We start from the raw sequence: 23,121 nt of genomic DNA, 5'->3' as shown, positions 1-23,121 counted from the left end.
ACCGGGAAAAAGATCATCTCTATCCGGTCCATACAGGATTTCGAAAAACAGATCGATATCATGCCGGACGACAGTCTCGTATACCATGCCAAACACCATCATTTTTCCTTATGGCTAATGGCGCGTGGTGAGATAAAAATAGCCAAAATGATTTATCTCATCAAAGTAACGGACTTCGATGACCTGAACGATTACAGAAAATACATGAAATTCGTCCTGAATCGCTATCGTAATGAAGCCAATGCTGGAAAAGTAATTGATTTCGATGAACAAGCGATCAAGGAAGAAAAATACATCATCAGTCTGGCCGGGGGAAATCTTGGTGGAAAAGGGCGGGGTCTTATCTTTGCCAACACTTTGATCTACAATCTGCATTTTGCAGATATTATTGCAGATATCAACCTGGAAATATGTACTCCCCGTACAGCAGTAATAGGAACTGATGAATTTGATACATTTTTAGAACGAAACGATTTGTATAGCTTTCTTCAGGAAGAAACCGATTACCAGTTAATCAAGCAAAAGTTCCTGCAAGGCGATCTGTCGCACCAACTGATCCGAAGGCTGAAAATGTACCTGAAATATATTGAAAAACCACTTGCCATACGTTCTTCGAGTTTATTTGAGGATAGTTCTGCCCAGCCATTTTCAGGTGTTTTTGAGACATACCTGATTCCCAATAATTCGACGGATCCGAACCTGCGCCTACAACAAATGCTTGATGCCATCAGGCTAATATACGCCTCTTTATATGCTCCTGAAGCCCGCGAATATTTCAGGGCTGTACAATATGGGGTAAACCACGAAAAAATGGCTGTCGTATTGCAGGAGGTAGTCGGCAAGCAACATGACCAGTATTATTATCCCGACATCAGCGGTACTGCTCAATCCTATAACTATTATCCGGTGGCTTATATGGAGCCGGAAGACGGGTTTGCCGCCTGTGCTGTCGGATTGGGGAAATATGTGGTGGATGGCGGAAAAACATTCCGTTTTTCTCCTAAATATCCGGCATTGGAGACACTGTCACCACAAGAACAATATAAAAACTCCCAAACCAAATTCCTGGCTTTAGACCTGAGTGACAATTATCCGGACCTGTTGAAAGGAGGAGAAATGGCAGCCATCGCCGAACTGGATATTTCCGTAGCAGAAAAACATGGTACGATCAGGCACATGGCTTCCGTATATACGTCAGACGATCGTCTCGAACCGGGATTGGACCATCGCGGACCGCGGGTAATTAATTTTGCGGATATTCTCCGTTTTGAGTACATTCCCCTGGCAAAAATGATAGAAATGATACTCGATATCGTCAAAGAAGCCATGGGAATGCCTGTGGAAATCGAATACGCCATTGAAATCAATAAAGATCCGGGAAAGCCGTCCAGTTTCTATCTTTTGCAGGTAAAGCCAATTACAGAGATACAAACCGATTTCGAACTGAATCCCGAAAGTATTGATCTGTCGAAAGCCTTGCTGTTTTCATCAAAAACCATGGGAAACGGACAGATCAGTCATATTGAAGATGTGGTATATGTGGATATCGATCTTTTTGATAAGACCGATACGGTATCCATGGCTGAAGAGATCGGACTGATCAACGAAAAAATGATCTCGGAAAATCGGGAATACATCCTGATCGGACCGGGAAGATGGGGGTCCCGTGACCGTTTCATAGGGATACCGGTCACCTGGCCTCAGATTTCATCCGCCAAAGTAATCGTAGAGGTAGGATTACCCGATCTCCCGTTAGACCCTTCCCTGGGCTCTCACTTTTTCCATAATGTGATATCTATGCATGTAGGCTATTTCTCTATCCCGGCCCATTCTTCCACTGATTTTATCCGTTGGGAGATGCTGAATGAATTGCCACCAATACACAAGACCAAATATCTGCGGCATGTTCGCTTTCCGCATCCGTTAAACATCCAGATGGATGGAAAAAACCGGCAAGCAGCAATAAATATGAATCATTAAATATACAATAATAAAATATCCACGAACATTATCGTTCGTCCAATGTTGTAATAAACCAGACATACAAATTAAGCGGAATCCATTAAAATGGACATTGTATGTGATCCAAAAAATTATTCAATGAAAAAAACAGGTATCGTCCTTCTCCTTCTTTTTACCATTCTCTTGTCGGGTACTTTTGCACAATCTGCAAACAATGATCAAAAATACCGGATACTATTGACCGGAGCTTCTTTTGCCTCCAAAGAAAACAAATGGTTTGAAATGGGATGTAAAGAAATTGGAGCAATGGCAATTAACCGGGCAATCGGAGGAGAGGCCATTGCCAATACTGCCAACAGAATGGCGGAAGGAACCCTTTATTCCCGGCAAGAACTGGAAACAACAGATGCACTGGTGATCATGCAGGTACACAACAAAGATGTATTTGAAGACTCCAAACTTCTTGAAAAATATACGGATTATCCCCTACCCTTTGACCGGAGTAATTATGCCGCGGCATTTGATTATGTAATCAAAAGATATATTTCCGAATGCTACGAGCTGAAAAACGATTCGAATTCCGTTTATTTCGGTTCAAGATCCGGGAAACCGGCCATTATCGTATTATGTACCGATTGGCAGGATATCCGTGAAAGCTATAATACATCCATCCGTAAACTTGCGGAAAAGTGGGGACTCCCATTGGTAGAATTTGACCGTAATATCGGATTTTCCAAAAACCAGAAACATCCGGTCACCGGGCAAGCGTATAGCCTGTTGTATTCAGCTGATACGCAAACCGTAGACGGTATCAAATATGGCTGGCATCCTACCCGGGGAGAGAATTCATACATCCAACAGAAAATGGCGGCTATATTTGCCGATGTCATGAAACGGATATTACCTGTAAAAAATTAGGCAAAATATTGATGCAACGACTAAAAAAACAAATACTCATCGGCTTACTGGTATTGCCGTATTTTTCAGCTGTTATAGCACAAACATCACTGCAAAACAGGATAGACCGATTACTCGGGAATGAATTCTACCAAACAGCTTCTATCGGGATTTCCGTATATGATCTGACAGATAACAAGCCACTATATCAATTCAATGAAAGGAAATTATGCCGGCCCGCCTCCAATATGAAACTACTGACCACAGCCACAGCATTGCAATACCTGACATCTTCCTATGAATTCCGCACCCGGTTGTTTTACACTGGCTCCATTGACAGCACTGGCTGCCTTTACGGGGATCTATACTTAGCCGGCGGATTCGATCCGGAATTCAGGTCTTCCGACCTTGATACCATGGTATACCTGATGAAAAAATCGGGCATCCAAAGATTTGAAGGAAGGATTTTCGCCGATGTGTCCATGGCTGATTCCGTTTACTGGGGAAAAGCATGGTCATGGGACGATGATATGGAAGCCTTTCAGCCATACCTGTCCCCACTTCCCGTCAATAAAAATGTGGTAAAAGTACGGATCATACCTGCAACTCCTTCCCGGGCACCGGTCATCAGGACAGAGCCGGCAAGTGCATTCATCTCTATTGAAAATAATGCTGTAACGGCATGGAAGAGTAGTGAACCGGTCAAAAAGACCCTTAATTTCCACCGTACCTGTGACGGATTTACCAACCGGATCGTGATCTCAGGTAATATACCTGCATCGGTACCTTTTTATGAAACCATGATCAGCCTTAAAAATCCCAACAATTATGTGCTGACCCTTTTTTCCGAGAAAATAGCAGAACAGCTTCCGGGTAGTGATCTATTGTACGGAGGACTATCCAAGACTCCGCTACAAGCGAAAACACTGGGATATACACGCCATTCCATCTCTGAAGTTATCAGGCAGTTGAACAAGGAAAGTGATAATTTAAATGCGGAAATGTTATTGTACGCACTGGGATTGCAGTGTTGCAATGCCCCGTCATCAACTGAAAAAGGGATTGAAATGATGCAACAGATGATCACATCATTGGGTTTCGACCCTAAAAAATACAGTATTGTCGACGGGTCCGGCTTATCCAACCAGAATTACCTGACTCCCGAACTGATGGTGGCTATCCTGAAATACATATATGCTTCCGAAAATTATCCTGTATTCAAATCATCTTTACCTGAAGCAGGCATAGATGGTACGCTGGCACACCGGATGAAAGCAACAGCTGCATACCGAAAAGTATTTGCCAAAACAGGTTCACTAACCGGAGTAAACACCATTTCAGGATATGTCCATGCCAATAATGGGCATATACTGGCTTTTTCCATTATGATACAGAATTTTACAGAAAAGACATCCTATGTTTCCGTTCATTATGTGGATAAGCTTTGTGAAGCACTGGTGAAATAACAACATCACCTTACTTCTTTTTTGATGGAAGATCAGATAGCATAATAAGTATCCGGTATTATTTCCGGAATTATCCATAGAAATTACTTGCGATTGATTTTTTCCGTTTTTCTGATCAACACACCCTCGCTGGTAATTCCTTCAATAGTTACGGTATAAGTGCTTTCCGCATCAGCGGCGTAAAAACTGATTTCGGATTCTCCGTCTTTGTTGGTGCACACGTCGGGATTCCAGTATATGGTACTGCGAAGATCGGACGCAACCTGATCCTGTTGTTCCTTTGTCTCATATACCGGAGAATAAAAGGTCCTGCTGGCCTGATAACCCAATGGGGTAATTTTTACAGATCGGCCGCTTCCTTCATCTTTACCACCACCATCACGCGCTTTGGTAGTAATAAGGATGGTACCCAGATATCCTTGGTAATCATCTATTGTTGTGGAAGTATATTCAAACGTATTCTTTGTTTTTTCCCTTATACCATACAAAAGGGGATCATTTATCACCATATTCCCAAAATCTTTCAGACGGATTGGTGGGGCCGGAGCCCTAACTATCTCTATTTCTTCCACCCTATTTATCGGAATGGACAGTATCCTGTCCAGACTGTTTGATACCACTGTTTTCCTTGGCTGTCCTATTTTTGCGGATCTCTCTGTCACAACATCTGCTACATACCCCATCATTGAAGCTGCCTCCCCTTGTGTAATAACTTCATCCGTTGCATACATGGGCCACCACCTTCCGTCTACCACAAAAACATAATCATAATAATATAACCCATTCTTGTACCGTACACGCATGGTACCGTCGGAATCGCGTCTGATACTCACTTCGGGTACCGACATCAGGTATTGCATCAGGGTCGGCGCACTTGTCTTCTTTTTTGACAACTCTTCCAGAGAAATAATCCGGTCCTGCAAACGGCCCGGAGAAAGGGGCGAAATACCCCTGAGCCGTTTGGCCGTGATCACTACCTCATCAATATACTTTACCAGTTCTCCGTCGTCCGACACATATTGTTGTCCTGCATTCCTCAAATAAGTGTAGAACCCGCTCCTTTCGGTATCAAACCGGTAAGGTAGGTGAATGCGAACGGGCGGATAGATTATGCTATCCAGCCACATTTTCGCGCGTATGGAATTAGGGGGAAATACCAATTGAAGCATATAGGAAACACCATTGGGTTGTTCGTCATAAATCATGTTAAAGCGTCCGTCTTCTACTTTCGCAATGGTTGCATACTGGTTCCCCCGGTTACCAGCCACATTCATGACAACATAATAATCTTTCCCGCTATTTTGCAGGAAAAGTCCCGAAGTGACCCGTCCCGATATTCCGGATACCGCTTCCGGTAAAATTTCCGGAGTCTGGATATTGCCTTCCAATACGGCATTGATATCATACCGGCTCCATCCCTGTGTGAGCATCAGGTGGTCGATTTCACCAATACGTCCACCGGTGAAATACCATGCCGGCGACTCTATATAACCTTTCAGTTCGGAAGCGAGTAGCAATTCACCCAGGATACTCACCGTCGTATCAGGTAACACGTTCCTGTCGGCAGTTACAGATACCGAAAAACTCCCTTGCAGAGGTATACTGTCATGACTTACCACACTAATGCCTGTACGGACCTGTTCCCGTTTTCCGTAATTTTCCTTCTCTGTGGAAATAGCCACTTCGGCGATATCCTGTTCATTCATATTAAATACCAATCTTTCACTGACAGGATTAAGCCTGCTATCCACCAGAAGCAGTTGTAGGACGCCGGAAGGGAATAGTTCCTTACGGATTGACAGCCCTTTTCCTATATCCCATAATTCATTGTAAAATAATATCCCACGGCAATGGATAAGTAGCCGCAAAGAATCAGGCAATATATATCCGGAAGAATGGACAGTTTTCACGACCAACCGGTCGCTTTCCCAGATGGCTTTCAGATTAACAGCATTTTCATTTACCCCGGGTAGATCGAACCGCTTTTCCATTCCAAAACTGTTGCGGCACAGCGCCGTATATTTCCCCTCTTCTTTTGGCAGGAGACTGAACGATCCCATACCTAACGGATTGGATGTAAACACTGCTACTGTATCACCGTTAGCATCATACACCTTACCCGTTACTTGTTCCCCCATTCCGTTTAATTGAAGCGCTTTGAAAGCAATCCGTACCCGGGCATTCGCCGGAAACGCGCCGCCTTCCGGAAAGAACGACACATCATATTCGTTACGTGAAGGGGGAACAGCCAGATATTGCTTATGCCTCATGTTATTGTATTCATATTCGATGTATAACCGGTTTTTAACAAGGTCCTGTTCCGGCAGGATGTCAAATTCAGCCACGCCAAGCATACTCACCGGCACAATCGCTTCCTTGCCGGAAGCATTTACCAGTCGAAGCAATTGCGGCACAAACGGGTTGTTGTCTTTTATCCGGATAAACTTTAATACGGCACGGAGCTTATCACTGTCTTCCATATAGCTGAATGCAGCCTCTGTATGGTATAAAGCCGAAAGGGTGTGTCCGACGGAAATGGTACGGTTGAAAAAGTATTCTTCCCCGCTCTGCTCCATGTATCGGGTATAGAAACAAAGCCGGTAATCTCCTCCGGCGAGGTCGGGAGGCAGCTCAAAATAGCCCCTGAAAATATCGGAACTATCCCGTCGAATTTTAATCCGCTGAATAAGCGAATCCACAGGATTAAAAAGTTCGCCATACACATAGCGGCTCCCTGTCCCCGCAGAATCATGCGTGACATAGTCTGCAAGATGTACACGGAACCAAACGGTTTCCCCGGACAGGTAATAAGACTTGTCCGTATGCACATAAATCTTTTCCTGCGGAAAATCCTGCAACTGCTTCAGGAAGTTCAACCGTATCCTGTCTTCTGCCGTTAGTAATGAGTCCGGTTCCTCTGCCTGAAATTCATTTGTGACCGCCATACCTAGCGGCAAATCTTCATAGTCCAGTGGCAAAAGGTCACCCAACCGTTGACGCGCCAGTCTATTTTCAATCAGAAAATTCTTGTATAGGTCGGTGTTGCCGTATGCATCGATAGTAAAGGTGTCGGCATAAAAAGTAATCCGGGAATAGTTTTTTTCGGGAAAAGAAGCTATTTGATACTTCTCTTCCATATAATTTATTAATTGCCTGTATTTCGACAGACTTGATGGTCTATAACCGATCTGTTGAGCTTTTCGGATTTTTTCCTGGTAATCCGAAGATACATGTGGAGTTCCCGATACCATCTCCAGTTTTTTCATCGTTTCCGAATCCAGTATATTAGCAGTAAAATGCCCCAGTATACTGTCTTTTATTTCGGAATTGATCACAGCACGTTTCATAGACGGATCATCGGGTATTTCGGATATGATAAAATATTTTTCCGGATCGTGTAATGTGATGATATCACCGGAAATTTCAAATAAACGAAACGAGGCCAGATCTAAAGGTAACTGCTTGAATACATCAACTTTCATTTTTTCTTTAGCGAGCAGATCAAAGAAATGTCGCGTAGATGCCCGTAAAACATCCCTCCTACGGATGCGCAGGGCTTCCGTTCTGGTTCCTATATCCGTGAAAGATACGGTACCAATGGCCGAAATATGTTGTATTGCCTTGTCGGAAAGTGATTTGTCCGAGTATTCGATTTTGAATTCTATCAGTTCCCATAAGATACGGTACTTCAGATAATGGTTAACAACCTCAATGGGTTTCTGCGCATAAGCCCTTAGTTCTTTCTTTTCCTTGTCATGCACCAGTACCACATCGTCTTCGTTCAGTATCCTGCTCGATTTTGCTCCCTGCTCGTATCCCAGCAGTTGCTCACGGAAAACGGCCAGCATCTCCCGACGTTTCCGTTTGCTGATATCTTTTGCCGTTATCACTACATCATCGAAAACATTGACATTTTCTTCCAGATAGATCACTTTGGGCAATTTAAGAAAAGGTTCGGGAACAATCATTTTCTCATACATCAGGTGGCTAATCACCAGAGTGGTGTTTATAGCGTTCCTGACCGTAAGCCTGAACCGGCCCAGTGAATCCGTAGTTGTTCCGATGGTTGTCCCGTCCAGGTATACATGAGCATTACCGACGGGCTTGCCGGTCATACCGTCTGATACCGTGGCTTCCAGTGTACGCCGGGCAAAAATGCCGCCCGGGAACAGAAGAAGGAAAAAAATGATTAATATTTTCATATTACTCTATCATTAGTAATTGTTGAATTATCGGCTTCATTGCTAATAATGAACATCTTTTAGTCTTTTCTATTATGATACAGAATTTTACAAAAAGACATCTTATGTTTCCGTCCATTATATGGATAAACTTTGTGAAGCCCTGGTGAAATAACGACATCTACATTTAAAATTTATTCTCATATTACGGACAAATTTCCACCAAAATAAACAGGAAATACATACTTCAATAAAAATAGACAGCGCCTCCGGCTTAAATCCGGAAGCGCTGTCTTAAAAACAAAAACTGGAACGTCTCATTGATTAATCCATATTGTTTATGGCGCTTTGGTCAGCCGTATATCAGCAAAATAATATGTGATAGGACTATCTGGATTATAAGGGTCCGGCCCCTGTTCAGCACCTAAATTGATACAGATATTCCGCGAATGATAATGTCCACTACGGGGATTATAGGATTCGGAATGATCCTGTGCTTTAATCTTATCCGTCACCTGTTTCATGTCTATGGTTATTTCTGTCCAGGCAGAACTAACATTTGTTATCGGAACTTGATACTGGTCTCTGTCACCACCGGGTTTCCATTCCCAATTATCACCGCTGCCATAAGGATTATTTCCCTGGTCGACCCCCCAGAAACTGTACCTGATCCTGGGCCATATCTTCCGGTATGCGCTATAAGTGCCGTTTTTTACCTCGTCCCCACCCGATATATATACTTTGAACTTCATATATCTGTATCTTTCAAAGTCATACATATATTCTTTGGGAAGGGTGAAAGAAAACGTAGCATTCCGGTTAATAGGTGCCACCTTGTATACCTTATCCGGATTGGTTATATCTCCGGGATTGGGAACCTCACCGGTTGCAGCAGGGTAATCAACAGAAACGTTGAAACTGGAGGTCTGAACATTACCCGGATGCAAGAGTTGGATATCAATAGGCGCTTCTGCCGGATACCAGCTTTCGTCTACCAGTTCGACCACGCCACTTGCAATATAAGGTTCCAGAAGATCATCCAGGCTCATTGATTTTTTAATATACGTTACCTTTTTCAGCATTCCGGATTCCAGCAGGTCCAGTAATGTTTGCTGTGCTGCAATAGCAGGATTAATCTGGAAAATTTCAGTATATTCTATTCTCCTCATATAAGGTTGCCAGCTACCACCTCCTATTACGTAGGTATAACCGCTCCCGCTAAGGGTCAATTCCGGTAATACATTCGGAAGGTCTTTCCCTGTCAGGTCTAATTCCTCCAGATTAGAAAAATAGAACAGATCGGCCAGTGTACCAATATGTAAAGGCAAGGTAAGTTTGGTTACCGATGCTACTGCTTCCGAAGTAAAAGTGGTAATTCCGTTTGCCCTCAATGCGACTAGTTCGGTTGGGGAGAAAGGAGTACTTGCGGTAGGCATCTCTATTTCCATAGCCTTCGGAACAATGATCGTATCCAGTATCTTCACTTCATCAACAATAGGAAGTACTTTATACCCTATATCGATCGTGACTTTTTGTCCGGCCTCAAGATTACCGCAATAGAACCGTGTCCCGGTGGTAGTGCTGCTTTTCGGATCACCGTCTTTATCTGTATAAGAATATGAAAGGCCATAATATTCCATTGCCACAGAGTTCAGCCCATTTGGCCATTCGGCCACTAGTGCGGTAGGTGAGACAGTGAGCTTAGGAGATGCAATACCCAGTAAATCCCTGTCTAATTCGGTAAAAGGGATCAAGGCAATTTCCTGGGGTACGGAAGGATTTCCATACTCATCTTCGGTATATACCTTAAAGCGATATAATTTAGATTCGGTAAGGTTGGTTATATTCACCCATGAACAAACCGAATCTATTTCAAGTTGCTTTACACCATCATACTCCACAATCGTTTTGGAAGCTTTACCCAGTTTCAACTGACTTGATGGAATACGACCTATCTTCATCAGATCCAGTTCTACCCTTTCGTAACCAATCCGGGCAAAGATAGTATCGAAACCTGCCGGATAGACCACTTCGCCGGCATATTTATCCACATTTTCATATTGATCGGAACAGGAATCATAACAAAACGACAAGAGCGCTACTAATAAATAAATCAAACGTTTCATGATTTTTTAAATTTAAAGATGATCAAATTTATTCCGCCTTTCTCCCGTAAAGGGTAAGTTCCGACATACAGTTGACATTGGCATGGTCTGTAGAATAATTATCGGCAAACCCGTTCACCATTTCATACCTGAACCAGCGGGTAGGAATGGTATATTGAGGTTCGTCAGGATAAAAATAGGCCATATCACCTGCTTCGCCCAATGTGACGATTTCCAGCTCAGAAATACCTGTCGGTATAGGGGTCTTCTGATGGGAAATGGTATCCCATCGCATGAGATCTTCATTGAACACGTACAGCCTGAATTCTCCACAATTCTCATTTTTATAATATTGCCCCTGGCTGATATTGTCCAATCCACCTGAATGGCGCTGATGGGTAAGAATACGACTTAACTGGTAATAGTCTCCCAAATCAAGAATTATATTCCAGTCGTTTTTATTGGCTATTGAAGAGGAACCGTTACGCCCACGGTTATCCGTATGAAAGAAGTTCAGGTTATCACCACGGTCAATCATATCGTCGATCAGTTTTGACATACGTCCTTCCTTAGCATCGCCGAACATGGCCGGTATACCAGTATTAAACTTAGTCCCATTGCGAAGTATAACAGTGGAATCGCCGGCATCTGGAATCACCCAACTCGATTTATCCAGCTTGAAATCTTCCTGCAGATAAATCGTCCCGAAGGATATTTCTTCCGTGGTATTTTCGTAGCGGTCTTCCACGCGTAGCCATACCTCGATGGGCACATCCGACGTGAGATTCAGATTATTAATGAACTTTCTGTCTGTTTCCACGTTGGATGAAAAGACACTGATAATATCACGAGGAGCACTTTGATCGGTATATTTGAAATGCACATATACATTGATTACCTGTTTCAGTTCATTGATCCAGTCAACAAAAAACGAACTGAACCCCGGTTTCAAGACCAGGCTTTCTGCAACACGTGTAACGGCAGGCTCCAACGGGATCACCTCCTCTTCCACTGCTACCGAACGGTTTCCGGCCCGGTCTACACCAAAAAGCCGTACAGTCTGGGGATCGGTACTACCCATACCTATGACATCAATAGAGTCAATATAAAAAGAAGAAGTAAAACGAAACGTTTTTCCTTTCGGATTGGTATATTCCGCATCGATACTGAGTAAATCCTCGTCATCAGGAATGGCAAAAAAGAAGCGGGCTCCTCCGTTGAGCGGTTTCCATGAAAGGATGGTCGGAGATCCAGGAGGAGTTTTATCATCCGAAGAGGATTCGAACCTGGATCCTTCCTTGCAGGCGCTGATACCTATAATGGCCAGCGACATCAGATATATGTAAGATTTTATTTTCATATAATTCGATTTATTTTATAAGTATCATTGATGATTGATCATGTAAGAAGCATCTTTTCTTTATTTTTATCGTATATCCTGCTGCTACCTAATTATCAATAATCAATTGTCAATTATCAATTACTTAAACTACCATCCCGGATTTTGCGAGATATTGGCATTGGTATTTAATTCATTCAGATCGATAGGCCACAAATAATCCCTGATGATAAAACGCCTGGGCTGTAATACACCCAACACAAAGAATGTACTGGCTGAAGTACCTTTATAGTTCCAACCCTGTATGGAAGCGTTAAATTCCTTGTGTGCCCTTTTGTGCCGCCACATATCCCAGAAACGGCTACCTTCAAACGCAAGTTCGATAGACCTTTCCGTCAGGATAATATCCCTCATTCCCGATTGGGTAGTGTGCTTATTCAATGTACGTGCCAATGAAGGATCGGACCATACGTCTTCCACGTCGGGTATACCGGCACGTCTGCGAACCAGGTTAATGGCATCCCAGACCTCCTGGTCCGGAGCGGCCTTATATTCATTCAATGCTTCAGCTTTCATCAGGTACAGGTCGGCAAGGCGGATAATAGGCATAGGATAACGTTGTACCCGTTGCCAGGCCCCTGACATGGATTCAGGATGGGTCATTTTCTGGACGCCGATACCGGTAGCCAGAAAATTATCCTGACTGATCGTTTCTTTTAATCCGCCGGGCGTAGTTGCCATCATATATACCGGTATGGTCTGATAGTGAGTGCGCACATATCCTCCTGTGATATCCAGGTTGGCATAGAAACGCATTTCCCGGTTCATATACAAGTTAACAGTAGGCGTATTAGGTTGCAGGAGGCCTGCAATAGCCGGATAATCCGGATCAGTGGCACCAGGAGTGGTATAGAGGTCCAACCGTGTATTATAATTGAATGTCAGGTCCTCATCAATCGGCAATCCGTTTGCCGTATAATACCTTTCGGCCATCTGGTAGCTTGCTGCCAGCCATTGTTGTGAATAACCGTTATCTTCTTTGATCCCTTCGGCCTGTTCCTGAGGCAGGCGAATATTCATCATATCAGCTATTTCATTGTCACTATATACACTTACATTAGAATTACCCCATATCAATTCTTCATTCCATGGAGCAACCACTACAAAACGCAAGTCATACAATTTCTTCATCTTATCGGGATTCAAGCGGAAAAAGGCGCTATCCGGCAAATATGGCGTCGGCTTGGTGGTCTCGGAAGTGCTCAACTTTTTCCCCTGGGCCTCAGCCAAAGTTATCGCTGCATTGATGGCAGTGATAGCATTTGCCCATTTTTCTTTGGTTTGTTCTTCGGTATCAGTCGTTGCGAAAAACCTTTCCCCATCGGACGGATCCAGGAAATCGTCGAAAAATTCCCTGTTCCCGCTGAAAAATGGACTGGCACGGTACAACAGTATCCGCGCTTTGATAGCCAATGCGCCTACCCGGTCGATCATCCCAAGGTCGGAAGTAGGACGGGTTTCAGGCAAAGAAGAAATGGATGTATCCAGTAAACCGAGGATATAGTCGAAAACGTCTTCTACTTTACTTCTTTTCTGGTATAAATCCTCCGATAATGCATCGGGTGCAATCAGATTATCCGAAATAATAACCGGCCCATATTGCCGCAGTAACAGAAAGTGATAATAAGCTTTCAGGAAAGTCACCTGCGCACGCCAATCCGCCCGTTCGCTATCGGAAAGATTACGGATACCATCTACGTATTGCAGGAAAACATTACAGCTACGAATAGCCTGGAAATAATTTTTCCCGCCATTGGTACCCGACCATGTTCCAAGCACGGGATCACTGGTGGACTGTAATCCGCGCATGATCCTTTCGGCCCGTTGATCGGTGGTACTCCTCTGGAAAGAAACACCGATCCTGCCTATTGTCTCATCACCTAATAAAAGCAGTGACTCATGCGCCGCATTATCATTAGGAAGATATGTATAGCATTTGGCCAGGCCATCCCATGCATCTTCTTTAGTGGCAAAAATATTTTCCAGTTTCAACGTATTATCCGGAACTACATCCAGATATTCGCTACAGGAGGTAATGATCATTACCGCTACCAACCCGATTATTATATTTATTTTCTTCATACTTTTCGTTAATTTGAAAGGTTAAAAGTCTATTTTTATCCCGACGTTGAATCGCCTGTTGGGCGGATAGCCTATCCCATTGCTGCCCATTTCGGGGTCCCATAGCTTGAATGGAGAAACAACAAACACATTTTCAGCGGAAAAGTATATCCTAAGCATCTGCAGGTGAATTTTTTCCCACCCCGGCAGATTATAGCCTATTTCCACGGTTTTCAGACGAAGGAATGATGCATCACGCAACCACCACGACGACTGTTGGTTATTGTTATCGACAACAGTAGTGGACAAACGCGGCCAGAAAGCATGCGGATTCGGGTTGGTCTCACTCCAGTAATCATCTGCAATAATAGGCAGGGCGTTACGTTGATCCACAAAAGGCGCGATCCCGTCCTGCTTCGTCCTCTCACTATTCCAGTTTGCTCCCGAATTAATGAACATGGATACCCTTGCATTCCCCTGAAAGAAAAACGAGAGGTCCCAACGCTTATATCCCATGGATAAACCGAAACCATACTGCATTTCGGGAGTGGTTGGGTATCCCATGGCTACACGATCGTTATCATTGACTACACCGTCGCCGTTCACATCCTTGTATTTGATATCACCGGCCTGATATTCCCCATAGTCCTGACGCGGCGAGTAAATGATCTCAGCTTCATCCACAAAAAGACGCTCTGCAATTAAACCCCAACCCTGATCTTTACTGTGGCCTTTCCTTTTCAGGTATTCATCGGGAAAGTTCTTTTCATCCAGTTCCAGGTATTCATTCGTGGCATAAGTGATATTGGCCCTTCCGGTGATCCAGAAATCTCTTGTGAACTGATATTCGTAGTCGATAGAACCATCAAACCCGACTTTCTGCATTTTACCTACATTTCCACTGATAGATGCCTCCAATCCTGCCGATTTCGGAAAGTTATCCCGGGTCATATAGATTTTCGAACGGACTTCCTTAAACACTTCAAATTGAAGTTTTAAGGATTCATTTTTGAACAGTCCCAGTTCAATCCCTGCATTATACTGGTCGGATACTTCCCAAGTGATGTTCGGATTAGCATAACGGCTTACACTGTAACCACTGTAAGAGTTCTGAAAATCATTACCCCACCGGAATCCGCCGCCGCCAAGGGTGACATCGGACAAAAAGAAGAAACGGCCTGACCTACCGGCAATGGCGTCATTACCACCTCTTCCCACACTTGCCTTGAGCTTCAGGGAAGTGATCGTCTTCTTAAGCGGATCAAAGAAAGATTCGTTAGAAATCATCCAGGCTCCTGCCAACGCAGGGAAGAAACCATATTGATTGGATCCCGAGAATTTCTCCGAACCGTTGAAACCAAAAGTAAAATCAAGAAAGTACCTGGAGGCAAAATCGTAAGTAAACTTACCCGAAAGACCCATATTTTTTTCGGGCAGGGTTTCGTAAATAGAGCGGCTGTTACCGCCGGTGAGCAGGTTTTCCTGCATCAACCCCACCACTGTAGCGCCTACGTTATGCTTTCCGAACAGCCTGTTCCAGTTGAGAATAGCCTCATAATAATATAGCCCGCTGGCATCGCGACCCGGAATCAGTTCTCCTAAATAAGCAGACCCCCCGGTGGGGTTCAATGCAAAAAGGGTATATTCCCCGGTAATCTGGTCGTAGCTTTGCAGCGCATAATAATATGGGTCGTAAAATCTCTGGCTGGAATATTTGCTCCAGGTATTAGCGGAAAATTTAAGACTGATCTTCAAACCTTCTACAAGAAAACTCAAATCCTGTAATAAAGAAGCCTGTGCAGTAAGGCTGGTCTCGTTCCTGTCTTCATATCCGCGCACCATGGTAGCATAAGGGTTTACCTTAAGCCCACCTCCAATGGAGGTACTTCCGAAAAGAATATGCTCGGTATACTGATTCGCTTCATCCGGTTCATAAGTAAACGGAAAATCCACGGGGTTGGAGCGCATCACCTGATTATAAATGATGTCTGCCGACTCATAAGGACCGGTATAGCGTTCGAAACGGCCAAAAATCCTGGTATCCAAAGTAGTTGTTTTACTCAGTTTAAAAATCACATTACTCCGGATGTGGGTACGTTTGATATCGATGTTGTTATTGAAATTATTACGTTTGTCTACTTTCAACAAACCTGTTTCATGGTCGAATCCTCCGGCTACATAATAGGTAGCCACCTGTCCTCCTCCGGAAACATTCAGATTGACTTTTTCATTTACAGTGGCTTTATTAAAAAGAGCGTCATACCATTTCACATTGGGGTAGATCATAGGATTTTCGCCTCGCATGGTTGACTGTATCTTTTGTTCGCTGTAAAAAGCGCCTAACTCAGGATTACGGGTCATCTGCGCTTCGTTGTACAACCTCATATAGGTCACCCCATCGAGGAATTCGACAGATTGAGTCGGTGTAGCTACATTGACATCTACCCTGGCACTGACCCTTACCGGACCTTCACGGCCTGCCTTGGTAGTGACAGAGATGATACCATTGGCACTTCTCGCTCCGTACATAACAGTAGCTGCTGCATCCTTCATTACCGAAAAACTCTCAATATCATCCGGTCGTAAACGCGCAAGGTCGTCACTGGTAGATTCAAATCCATCGATCAATATCAACGGATCGCTTTTGTAACCGAAAGAACTGACCCCACGGACAAAGAACTGAGCATTATCTGCACCCGGTTCACCGGTTGTCTGATAAGAAATAACACCGGCAATCCTTCCTGCTAATGCTCCGGTAAGGTTCGAAGAAGGAATCCGCAATTCGGAAACCTTTACCGATTCAACGGAAGAAGCGACACTGGATTTTTTTGTTTTACCGAAAGCGGTAACCACCACTTCTTCTATTTGGGATTGATCATCAGCCAAAGAGACTTCCAATACGCTTCTCTGGCCGGGAACGATCTCCTCTGTTTTTTTCCCTACCAAAGTAAAAACAAGTGTGTCGTTGGCACCGGCATTAATGGAAAATTCTCCGTTCATATCAGTAGCTGTTCCGATCGAAGATCCTTTTACCACAACGTTGACGCCAGGCATTGTACTATTATCCGTAGCATCCCTCACTACCCCTGTAACCCTTTTTATTTGAGCATATGTTGTAGTAGTTAAAAAAAACATTAAAAATATAGTTCCAATATATTTCATAAATGTGATGTATTTATATTTATTGTATAAATCCACTGGAACCTGTCAAGCATTCATGAATATACAAACCAGCATGGCATGATTTGTGATGAATCATTCATATTGTTGAGTATCGACAGGTATCTGTAGATATAAGTTGATCTCTGCCGACGGAGAGATGTTGCAACCATTTCTCCGTCATTTTTTTACTCTTTTATTTCATAGGCGTCCCTCCTTCATATTTATTAAATTTAGGAATAAAGCTATTCTATGACCCAGAATAGTAATATCTGGAATAAAAAAAGGAACAATATTGCACAACAATATCGTTCCTTTTTTGTATGATAAATATAATATGCCTACATTATGGCTCTCTCTCTCTCTCTCTCTCTCTCTCTCTCTCTCTCTCTCTCTCTCTCTCTCTCTCTCTCTCTGGAATAGGTGTGCCACAGCCCTTTAAGAGACTACTATGCATATATTTTTCATCCAACTCGATTTCCTTGCCCATAAGTATTTTCCGCTTGAACTAACTAATTTTGTGATATGAATCAAGCCAATATTTTATCCTACCCATTTTCTCTTAAAACCACTGTAACCCGCACTTAAGAAAGCATTACAAAGATAGTTGCATCACTCTAATATAAAACATGACAAATATCATAAACGTATGTTTACCAGGCATAAGCAATAATTTCCTTCCATTTATAAAATCTTTTTGTAAAACAACATTTTAGTCGAAGAGGATTAATCCATGATTGAAATTTTTATTTCATCAATATCAACAAATAGGTCTAAAGTCTAAAACAATATTTTCTTCATAAATTTAAATATTTCAGAAAATAATACGGATAAACCAACCAAAAAATCTATGAAAATTGCTCTATCGAAAGGTATTTAAAGCAAAAAACTTATTCAGAAAGCATGAAAAAAATTGTAGATCTCCAGATAGTGATTAAGAGTAAAAATTGTAGATTTGTTGTCGATAATTTTTCAAAATCTGACGGATTACAGGAGCTTAACAAATAAAACCTATTAAAAATCAACCTCATTTACCTACCCTAAAAAACCGGTGAAAACCCTATATCTATCTTATATCAATAAAAGTCTAAAAAGATGAAAAGAAATGCAGTTAAAACAAATACACTACAAAATATCCTGAGAATTACTTTGGGATTATTCATGATCCTGGCAGCTACCGGTCATTTGACATTTTTGCGTAAAGAGTTTCAGGCACAGGTACCCGATTGGGTTCCGATGGACAAAGACATGGTAGTAATATTATCAGGAGTGGTAGAGCTATTGTTGGGACTGGGCATGCTTTTTTCAGGTAAACGAAAAATAGAAATGGGAATCATCCTGGCCGTTTTCTACATCCTTGTCTTCCCGGGTAATATTGCTCAGTATCTTAATGAAACCGATGCTTTAGGGCTAGATACCGATCAAAAAAGATTAATCAGGTTATTTTTCCAACCTTTATTGATTTTAGCAACATTGTGGTCAACCGGAGTTTTTCACTCTTCGTTAAGAAAAGACAAGAGCATCAGAAAGAAATAGGGATTTGCTGAAAAAACCTTGAAATCATAAAGGGCAGGTGCAAATAACGCACCCACCCTTTACCTTCTATCCAACTCTATATTATCTCGTACTTATGCCGTTAAATTCGGCTTGTTGCATCGCCCACGCCATAATGTTGGCGAAGAAAGTAGCATTATCCACCACCTGCCTGTTGGATGCGTTTCTTCCGTATAACCTGTTGGATGGCCGGCTATCGCCCGTAAGCGTTACCGGGTAGGAAGTATATCCATTAGTATCGTTGTTGGACAGCAAGCCACCATCGCCACACCAGAAGAAATTGTAGTTTTTGGCTTTGAAAGCAAATATCTGGTTGCTGTTGCCGCCTGTACCACTATAATCCACTGACGGAATGTACCATTCGATTTCTTCGGCCGGGAATGTGGTAAGTACATCGGCATATCCACGATCTTCACCTACATATTTCCCTCTTATATCCCCAAACGGTCCGTTAAGTATCGGATCATTATATTCAGGTAATTTAAGTACGGTTCCGGCTGCAACAGCATCATCGGTTCCGGTTATCGAAGCATTTCCGAACAACGTCCGGAGGAAGGTGATATTCTCGGTCGTTGCCATATTATGTTCATTCAACATGATCACTACTCCACCTTTTTTCACATAATTACTTAACATAGCCGCTGCATCAGTACCTGAAAGATCGGCATTATATGTGATGATCACAATATCGATAGGTTTACCCGTAGGGGGTTCGAGATACGGCTTAAGTGCGGCTACATTCAGTGTTTCTAAGCCGGGGAGTATAGGAACGATATCGGGACGGTAAGTTTTAAATGTACTGCTTGCATTAGGCCCAAAATTTTTTGAGTTACTGAATATTTGTCCAACGCCTAAAGCACTGTGAATCGCCATATCACTGGATCCAAGACTCAGGATATATTTTCTGGGAATAAGCATATACACAGGGACAGTGCATGCAATGGTCTGGTTGCCGTCGGAATTTATGATCAGCGTCATTTCCTTTGTACGGGTACCTACGGGTGTACCTTTTGCCTGAAGTGTGACCGTTTTCGTGCCTGCCTCAAGGAATTCGCCGGAAGCTTCGAATGATAAGCCGTCCACCACATCGGATACGATGTGATAAGATCCGGGCGAACCGGCAGTAATGTCAATGGTCATCGTGTTGGCGCCTGTTACCGGAATATTTGATTCGTATACCCCATTCACCACCGCACTTTCACAATTCACCAGATATGTGGCTTCTTCCGGGATAAAGCTAATCTTAACCGGCGTATCAGGGAAAGGATACCGGGAATCCGTACTTTTAATCACCAGGGAAACTTCACCCGCTGAAGCGGTTGTACTCTTTATTGGTAAAAAATAAACTTTTTCATCGCGTTTATCCATATTGGCTCCGCCTCCGGTGGTAACCAATTGTGTCAGTATCAGGCCGGGATCATCCACAACTGCAATGCTCCAGGGTGCATTGGCATTAATAGTAAAATACTGCTGAGAACCATCCATCACATAATCGGCATCTGTTTTGGGTACGGCAGCATAATTCCTTTGCAACAGGAATAAAGTTTTGGTAATATACTCTATTTCATGGGCCACCGTAAAATCGACTTTTAACATTTTTTCCATGAACGGGTCGTTGTCTATTTCAACCTGAGTCATTGCCGATGGCTGTATGGTATAAAATTTCTGACCGTTTATACCTACTACCGGGCCGGAAATAATCGCATCACCGGTTCCAAAATCAAAGGCGGGGATACCATTTACAGAAGCTGCCATAACGTACATCACGGTGCTCTGGGGTAACCAGTTTACGTTCAGCAATTGTGCCGGAACGGTCCCTCCAACATTTGAATGAAATAATAATTCGCTGACATCAATACCAGACTCATCCATAATACGTAGATCTATTTTAGACTGATGTGTCTGAATGACTTCCACTTTGTAACTCAATCGACCGGCTTTGATATGTATATATCCGGTACGGTTTTCCGAAAATGTGTTTTCTTCGGTGAGAATGCTGACGATAACTTTGGAATTTGCAGGTCCTGATTTCCGGCTTACCGTCAACCACGATACTGTTTCAGTATCTCCCTGCGCATCGTCAATACTTTCTATGGTCCATCCGCCGGGCACATCGGTAATTACCGACATCCGGTTATCCGTATCTGAGGCTGTCCTTTGTTCCTTGGATAACATAAACTGTCCTTTACTCACTCCCAGCATGTATTGTCCGTCGAAAACAATATCACCGATATCGCCGTCATTCCAGTCGATCACTTCCACATCCATATTTACCGCCAGTGAAGTATAAGCTTCGTCAGGGTCTTCGAATCCGTTTCCGGATACGCTTTTGATATTGAACTGGTATAAATGGTTCCGGAGAATATTGATCAATTCCCTGCTGCTGTTGATGAAGTCAAGCCTGTAATAACTCGAAGGATTCCCCTTGTATGATCCCTTCACCACAATAGCCGCCCTGTTGGTATGGTTCTTGTCTCCAGATGCAGCATTGCTTTCGATCCTGATGTCTGACTCCACCGTGTATATATTTCGTACAAGGCTCTTTCCATCTGATACGGCGTAAATAAGCGGAGAGGAAAGCTGTGAACCTACAGGTGAAGGTAGAACTGTGACTTTATTCATTTCATCGAAATGGCCCGTCTGAGGCACAAAATAATAAGCATTATTCGGTTTATACAGATAGACCTCTTCAAGGACGAAATCGGACAATCCGCCCCATGTGGCGAGTTTACTTCCTGCATCGAAACCAGTGGCTCCTACCCCTACATCAATACGGGCAATGGAACGTACCAGTGAAACCGAAAAGGTTTTGTTCGTACTTTTAATCTCTTCGTAAGGTAATTCACCCCACATCACTACCGACCCGCCGGATGTAAACATCGCTTCGCTGATACCGTCTTCCAACAGTGCCTGTTGGACTTCGTTGTATGTTTTTCCGTTCAATCCTTTAAGATCATTTCCAGCCAGAGAAAGTATATGGTCACCGGCATTGGCCAGGATCATTAATTTGTAAGTATCGGCTGCATCTTTGCTTGCACTCAGTGTTACTTTGAAAGATTTACCGTTACCGGTATCCGTCATTTCTTCTATAGTTTTCACATAGGATAGCACGCCTGTTTTAAATCCGAAAATATATGCATCATGTATTTCATTTTCCTGCGTTTCGGTCAATGCCCGCGTCCGGGAAGGGAAACCGCTGGGTGTATTCAGCCGCACGGTCACTTCAACCGAATTTCCGCCGGAGGAAGGAGCAGGAACATCATCGTATCCCAGTTCTTCATGACAGGCAGAAAGAAAGATTCCGGACAATATGATAAGTATGTTTTTTATGGTTTTCATGGTTTATTTAACTCGGTATAAGATAATATTACTGGATTTCCTGATCACTGCTGATTACCAGATAGCCGTTAATCGTAACGGATGCCGACAAATTTGTATCAAAATAGATCTCTACATCGTATACATCGTTCCTGTCAAGATCTTCATCTGTGTGTATGTCTGGCAATAACTTAATTAATTCTATTAAACTATGGTTGAAAATTTCTTCATTACTGTTTGTATTGCGGATGGTAAAGGCGGATTTCATTCCTGTTAATAACCTGAGGGTTTTAAAACCGACCTTTAACTCACCTTTGGTTTCAGTTTGAACAGGTATATATTGAATCAACGATTCAGGATTGCTGATAGAGTTATCAAAATTCAATTCGCCGTTTGCGGCGGAACAAATAACATCCATACTGTTCCCGGCGTTCGCCAGATTGGAAATACCATAAACTTTGGCATTGATGATATTGGTATTTTTTGTTAAGCTGATATGTGTGTGTGATGATTGTTCTGAGTGGATAAACACATTTTGTGCAATCCCGTGAAACAGGTCATCTGTATTTTCGAAAGTACAATTATTATTCAGGGCTAATCTCAGTTGATCGAGCCGGGCCGAACCGATCATCGACCTGTAATGATCCGTTGCTTGGGATATCTGATAGGATTTCCGGGAACCACCCCAAATGATGAAGGTATAAGTACCGTCGGGAAGATCCAGTATCATTCGGTAGTTTCCGTTTTTCAACGGAGTCCCTTCTTCCGACAGTATTCCGGTCAATATACCGTCGCTGTCGAAAACAAATACATCGAGCGTAGCGACTGCATCGGCAAATTTGTCGACAAAGTCAGTATTTTTGGTGTATTCGAACGTCAGATAGTGGGAAATATCCTGATCTACCGGGCAATCGGCCAAATCTTCCTTAATACATCCAGGCAATGTAATGCTGCAGAGCAGTATTACAATCAGTCTTATATGATTTATTTTATTCATTTATTATATTTCCGGATGATTA

12 protein-coding genes are annotated in these 23,121 nt (G+C 43.0%); 4 read left to right on the top strand and 8 right to left on the bottom strand.

What is annotated here, in order from left to right; translation table 11 throughout:
* The 3 genes from LBQ60_18975 to dacB all read left to right on the top strand — a co-directional run.
* Positions 1 to 1,980 (top strand): PEP/pyruvate-binding domain-containing protein (locus LBQ60_18975; GenBank protein MDR2040011.1); only part of this gene is annotated, 1,980 nt, incomplete at its 5' end.
* A 120-nt stretch (positions 1,981 to 2,100) separates the two neighbouring features.
* Complete coding sequence (locus tag LBQ60_18970; protein MDR2040010.1) at positions 2,101 to 2,880, top strand: DUF5040 domain-containing protein; 780 nt, start codon at positions 2,101 to 2,103, stop codon at positions 2,878 to 2,880.
* A gap of 11 nt (positions 2,881 to 2,891) precedes the next feature.
* The gene (dacB, locus tag LBQ60_18965) at positions 2,892 to 4,325 is read left to right on the top strand and encodes a D-alanyl-D-alanine carboxypeptidase/D-alanyl-D-alanine-endopeptidase (protein MDR2040009.1); all 1,434 of its coding nucleotides are present in this window, start codon (positions 2,892 to 2,894) and stop codon (positions 4,323 to 4,325) included.
* Between the two features lie 83 nt (positions 4,326 to 4,408).
* On the opposite strand, the gene LBQ60_18960 is transcribed toward dacB, so the two are convergent.
* From LBQ60_18960 to LBQ60_18935, 6 genes are all read right to left on the bottom strand, one after another.
* Positions 4,409 to 8,527 (bottom strand): carboxypeptidase-like regulatory domain-containing protein, encoded by a 4,119-nt coding sequence (locus LBQ60_18960; GenBank protein ID MDR2040008.1) that lies wholly within the window; start codon positions 8,525 to 8,527, stop codon positions 4,409 to 4,411.
* Positions 8,528 to 8,844: 317 nt separating this feature from the next.
* Entirely contained in the window at positions 8,845 to 10,632 is a 1,788-nt protein-coding gene (locus LBQ60_18955) for a DUF4998 domain-containing protein (protein ID MDR2040007.1), read from the bottom strand.
* A gap of 28 nt (positions 10,633 to 10,660) precedes the next feature.
* On the bottom strand, positions 10,661 to 11,971 hold the full coding sequence (locus LBQ60_18950; GenBank protein MDR2040006.1) for a DUF4959 domain-containing protein: 1,311 nt from the start codon (positions 11,969 to 11,971) through the stop codon (positions 10,661 to 10,663).
* Between the two features lie 129 nt (positions 11,972 to 12,100).
* Positions 12,101 to 14,092 (bottom strand): RagB/SusD family nutrient uptake outer membrane protein, encoded by a 1,992-nt coding sequence (locus LBQ60_18945; protein ID MDR2040005.1) that lies wholly within the window; start codon positions 14,090 to 14,092, stop codon positions 12,101 to 12,103.
* A gap of 21 nt (positions 14,093 to 14,113) precedes the next feature.
* On the bottom strand, positions 14,114 to 17,233 hold the full coding sequence (locus tag LBQ60_18940; protein ID MDR2040004.1) for a TonB-dependent receptor: 3,120 nt from the start codon (positions 17,231 to 17,233) through the stop codon (positions 14,114 to 14,116).
* Positions 17,234 to 17,576: 343 nt separating this feature from the next.
* Positions 17,577 to 17,720 carry a hypothetical protein gene (locus LBQ60_18935; GenBank protein ID MDR2040003.1) on the bottom strand — a complete coding sequence of 48 codons (144 nt, stop codon included), beginning with the start codon at positions 17,718 to 17,720 and terminating at the stop codon, positions 17,577 to 17,579.
* A 605-nt stretch (positions 17,721 to 18,325) separates the two neighbouring features.
* On the opposite strand from LBQ60_18935, the gene LBQ60_18930 reads away from it, so the two are divergent.
* Complete coding sequence (locus LBQ60_18930) at positions 18,326 to 18,766, top strand: hypothetical protein (GenBank protein MDR2040002.1); 441 nt, start codon at positions 18,326 to 18,328, stop codon at positions 18,764 to 18,766.
* Between the two features lie 81 nt (positions 18,767 to 18,847).
* On the opposite strand, the gene LBQ60_18925 is transcribed toward LBQ60_18930, so the two are convergent.
* Together LBQ60_18925 and LBQ60_18920 are read right to left on the bottom strand one after the other, a co-directional pair.
* The gene (locus LBQ60_18925) at positions 18,848 to 22,123 is read right to left on the bottom strand and encodes a hypothetical protein (GenBank protein MDR2040001.1); all 3,276 of its coding nucleotides are present in this window, start codon (positions 22,121 to 22,123) and stop codon (positions 18,848 to 18,850) included.
* 28 nt (positions 22,124 to 22,151) lie between these two features.
* Positions 22,152 to 23,099, bottom strand: a complete 948-nt coding sequence (locus LBQ60_18920) for a FimB/Mfa2 family fimbrial subunit (GenBank protein ID MDR2040000.1) — start codon at positions 23,097 to 23,099, stop codon at positions 22,152 to 22,154.
* Positions 23,100 to 23,121 lie beyond the last annotated feature (22 nt).

It is taken from the genome of Bacteroidales bacterium (genome assembly GCA_031275285.1).
Taxonomy (GTDB): domain Bacteria; phylum Bacteroidota; class Bacteroidia; order Bacteroidales; family UBA4181; genus JAIRLS01.
This window is presented reverse-complemented; position numbering and strand designations above follow the sequence as displayed.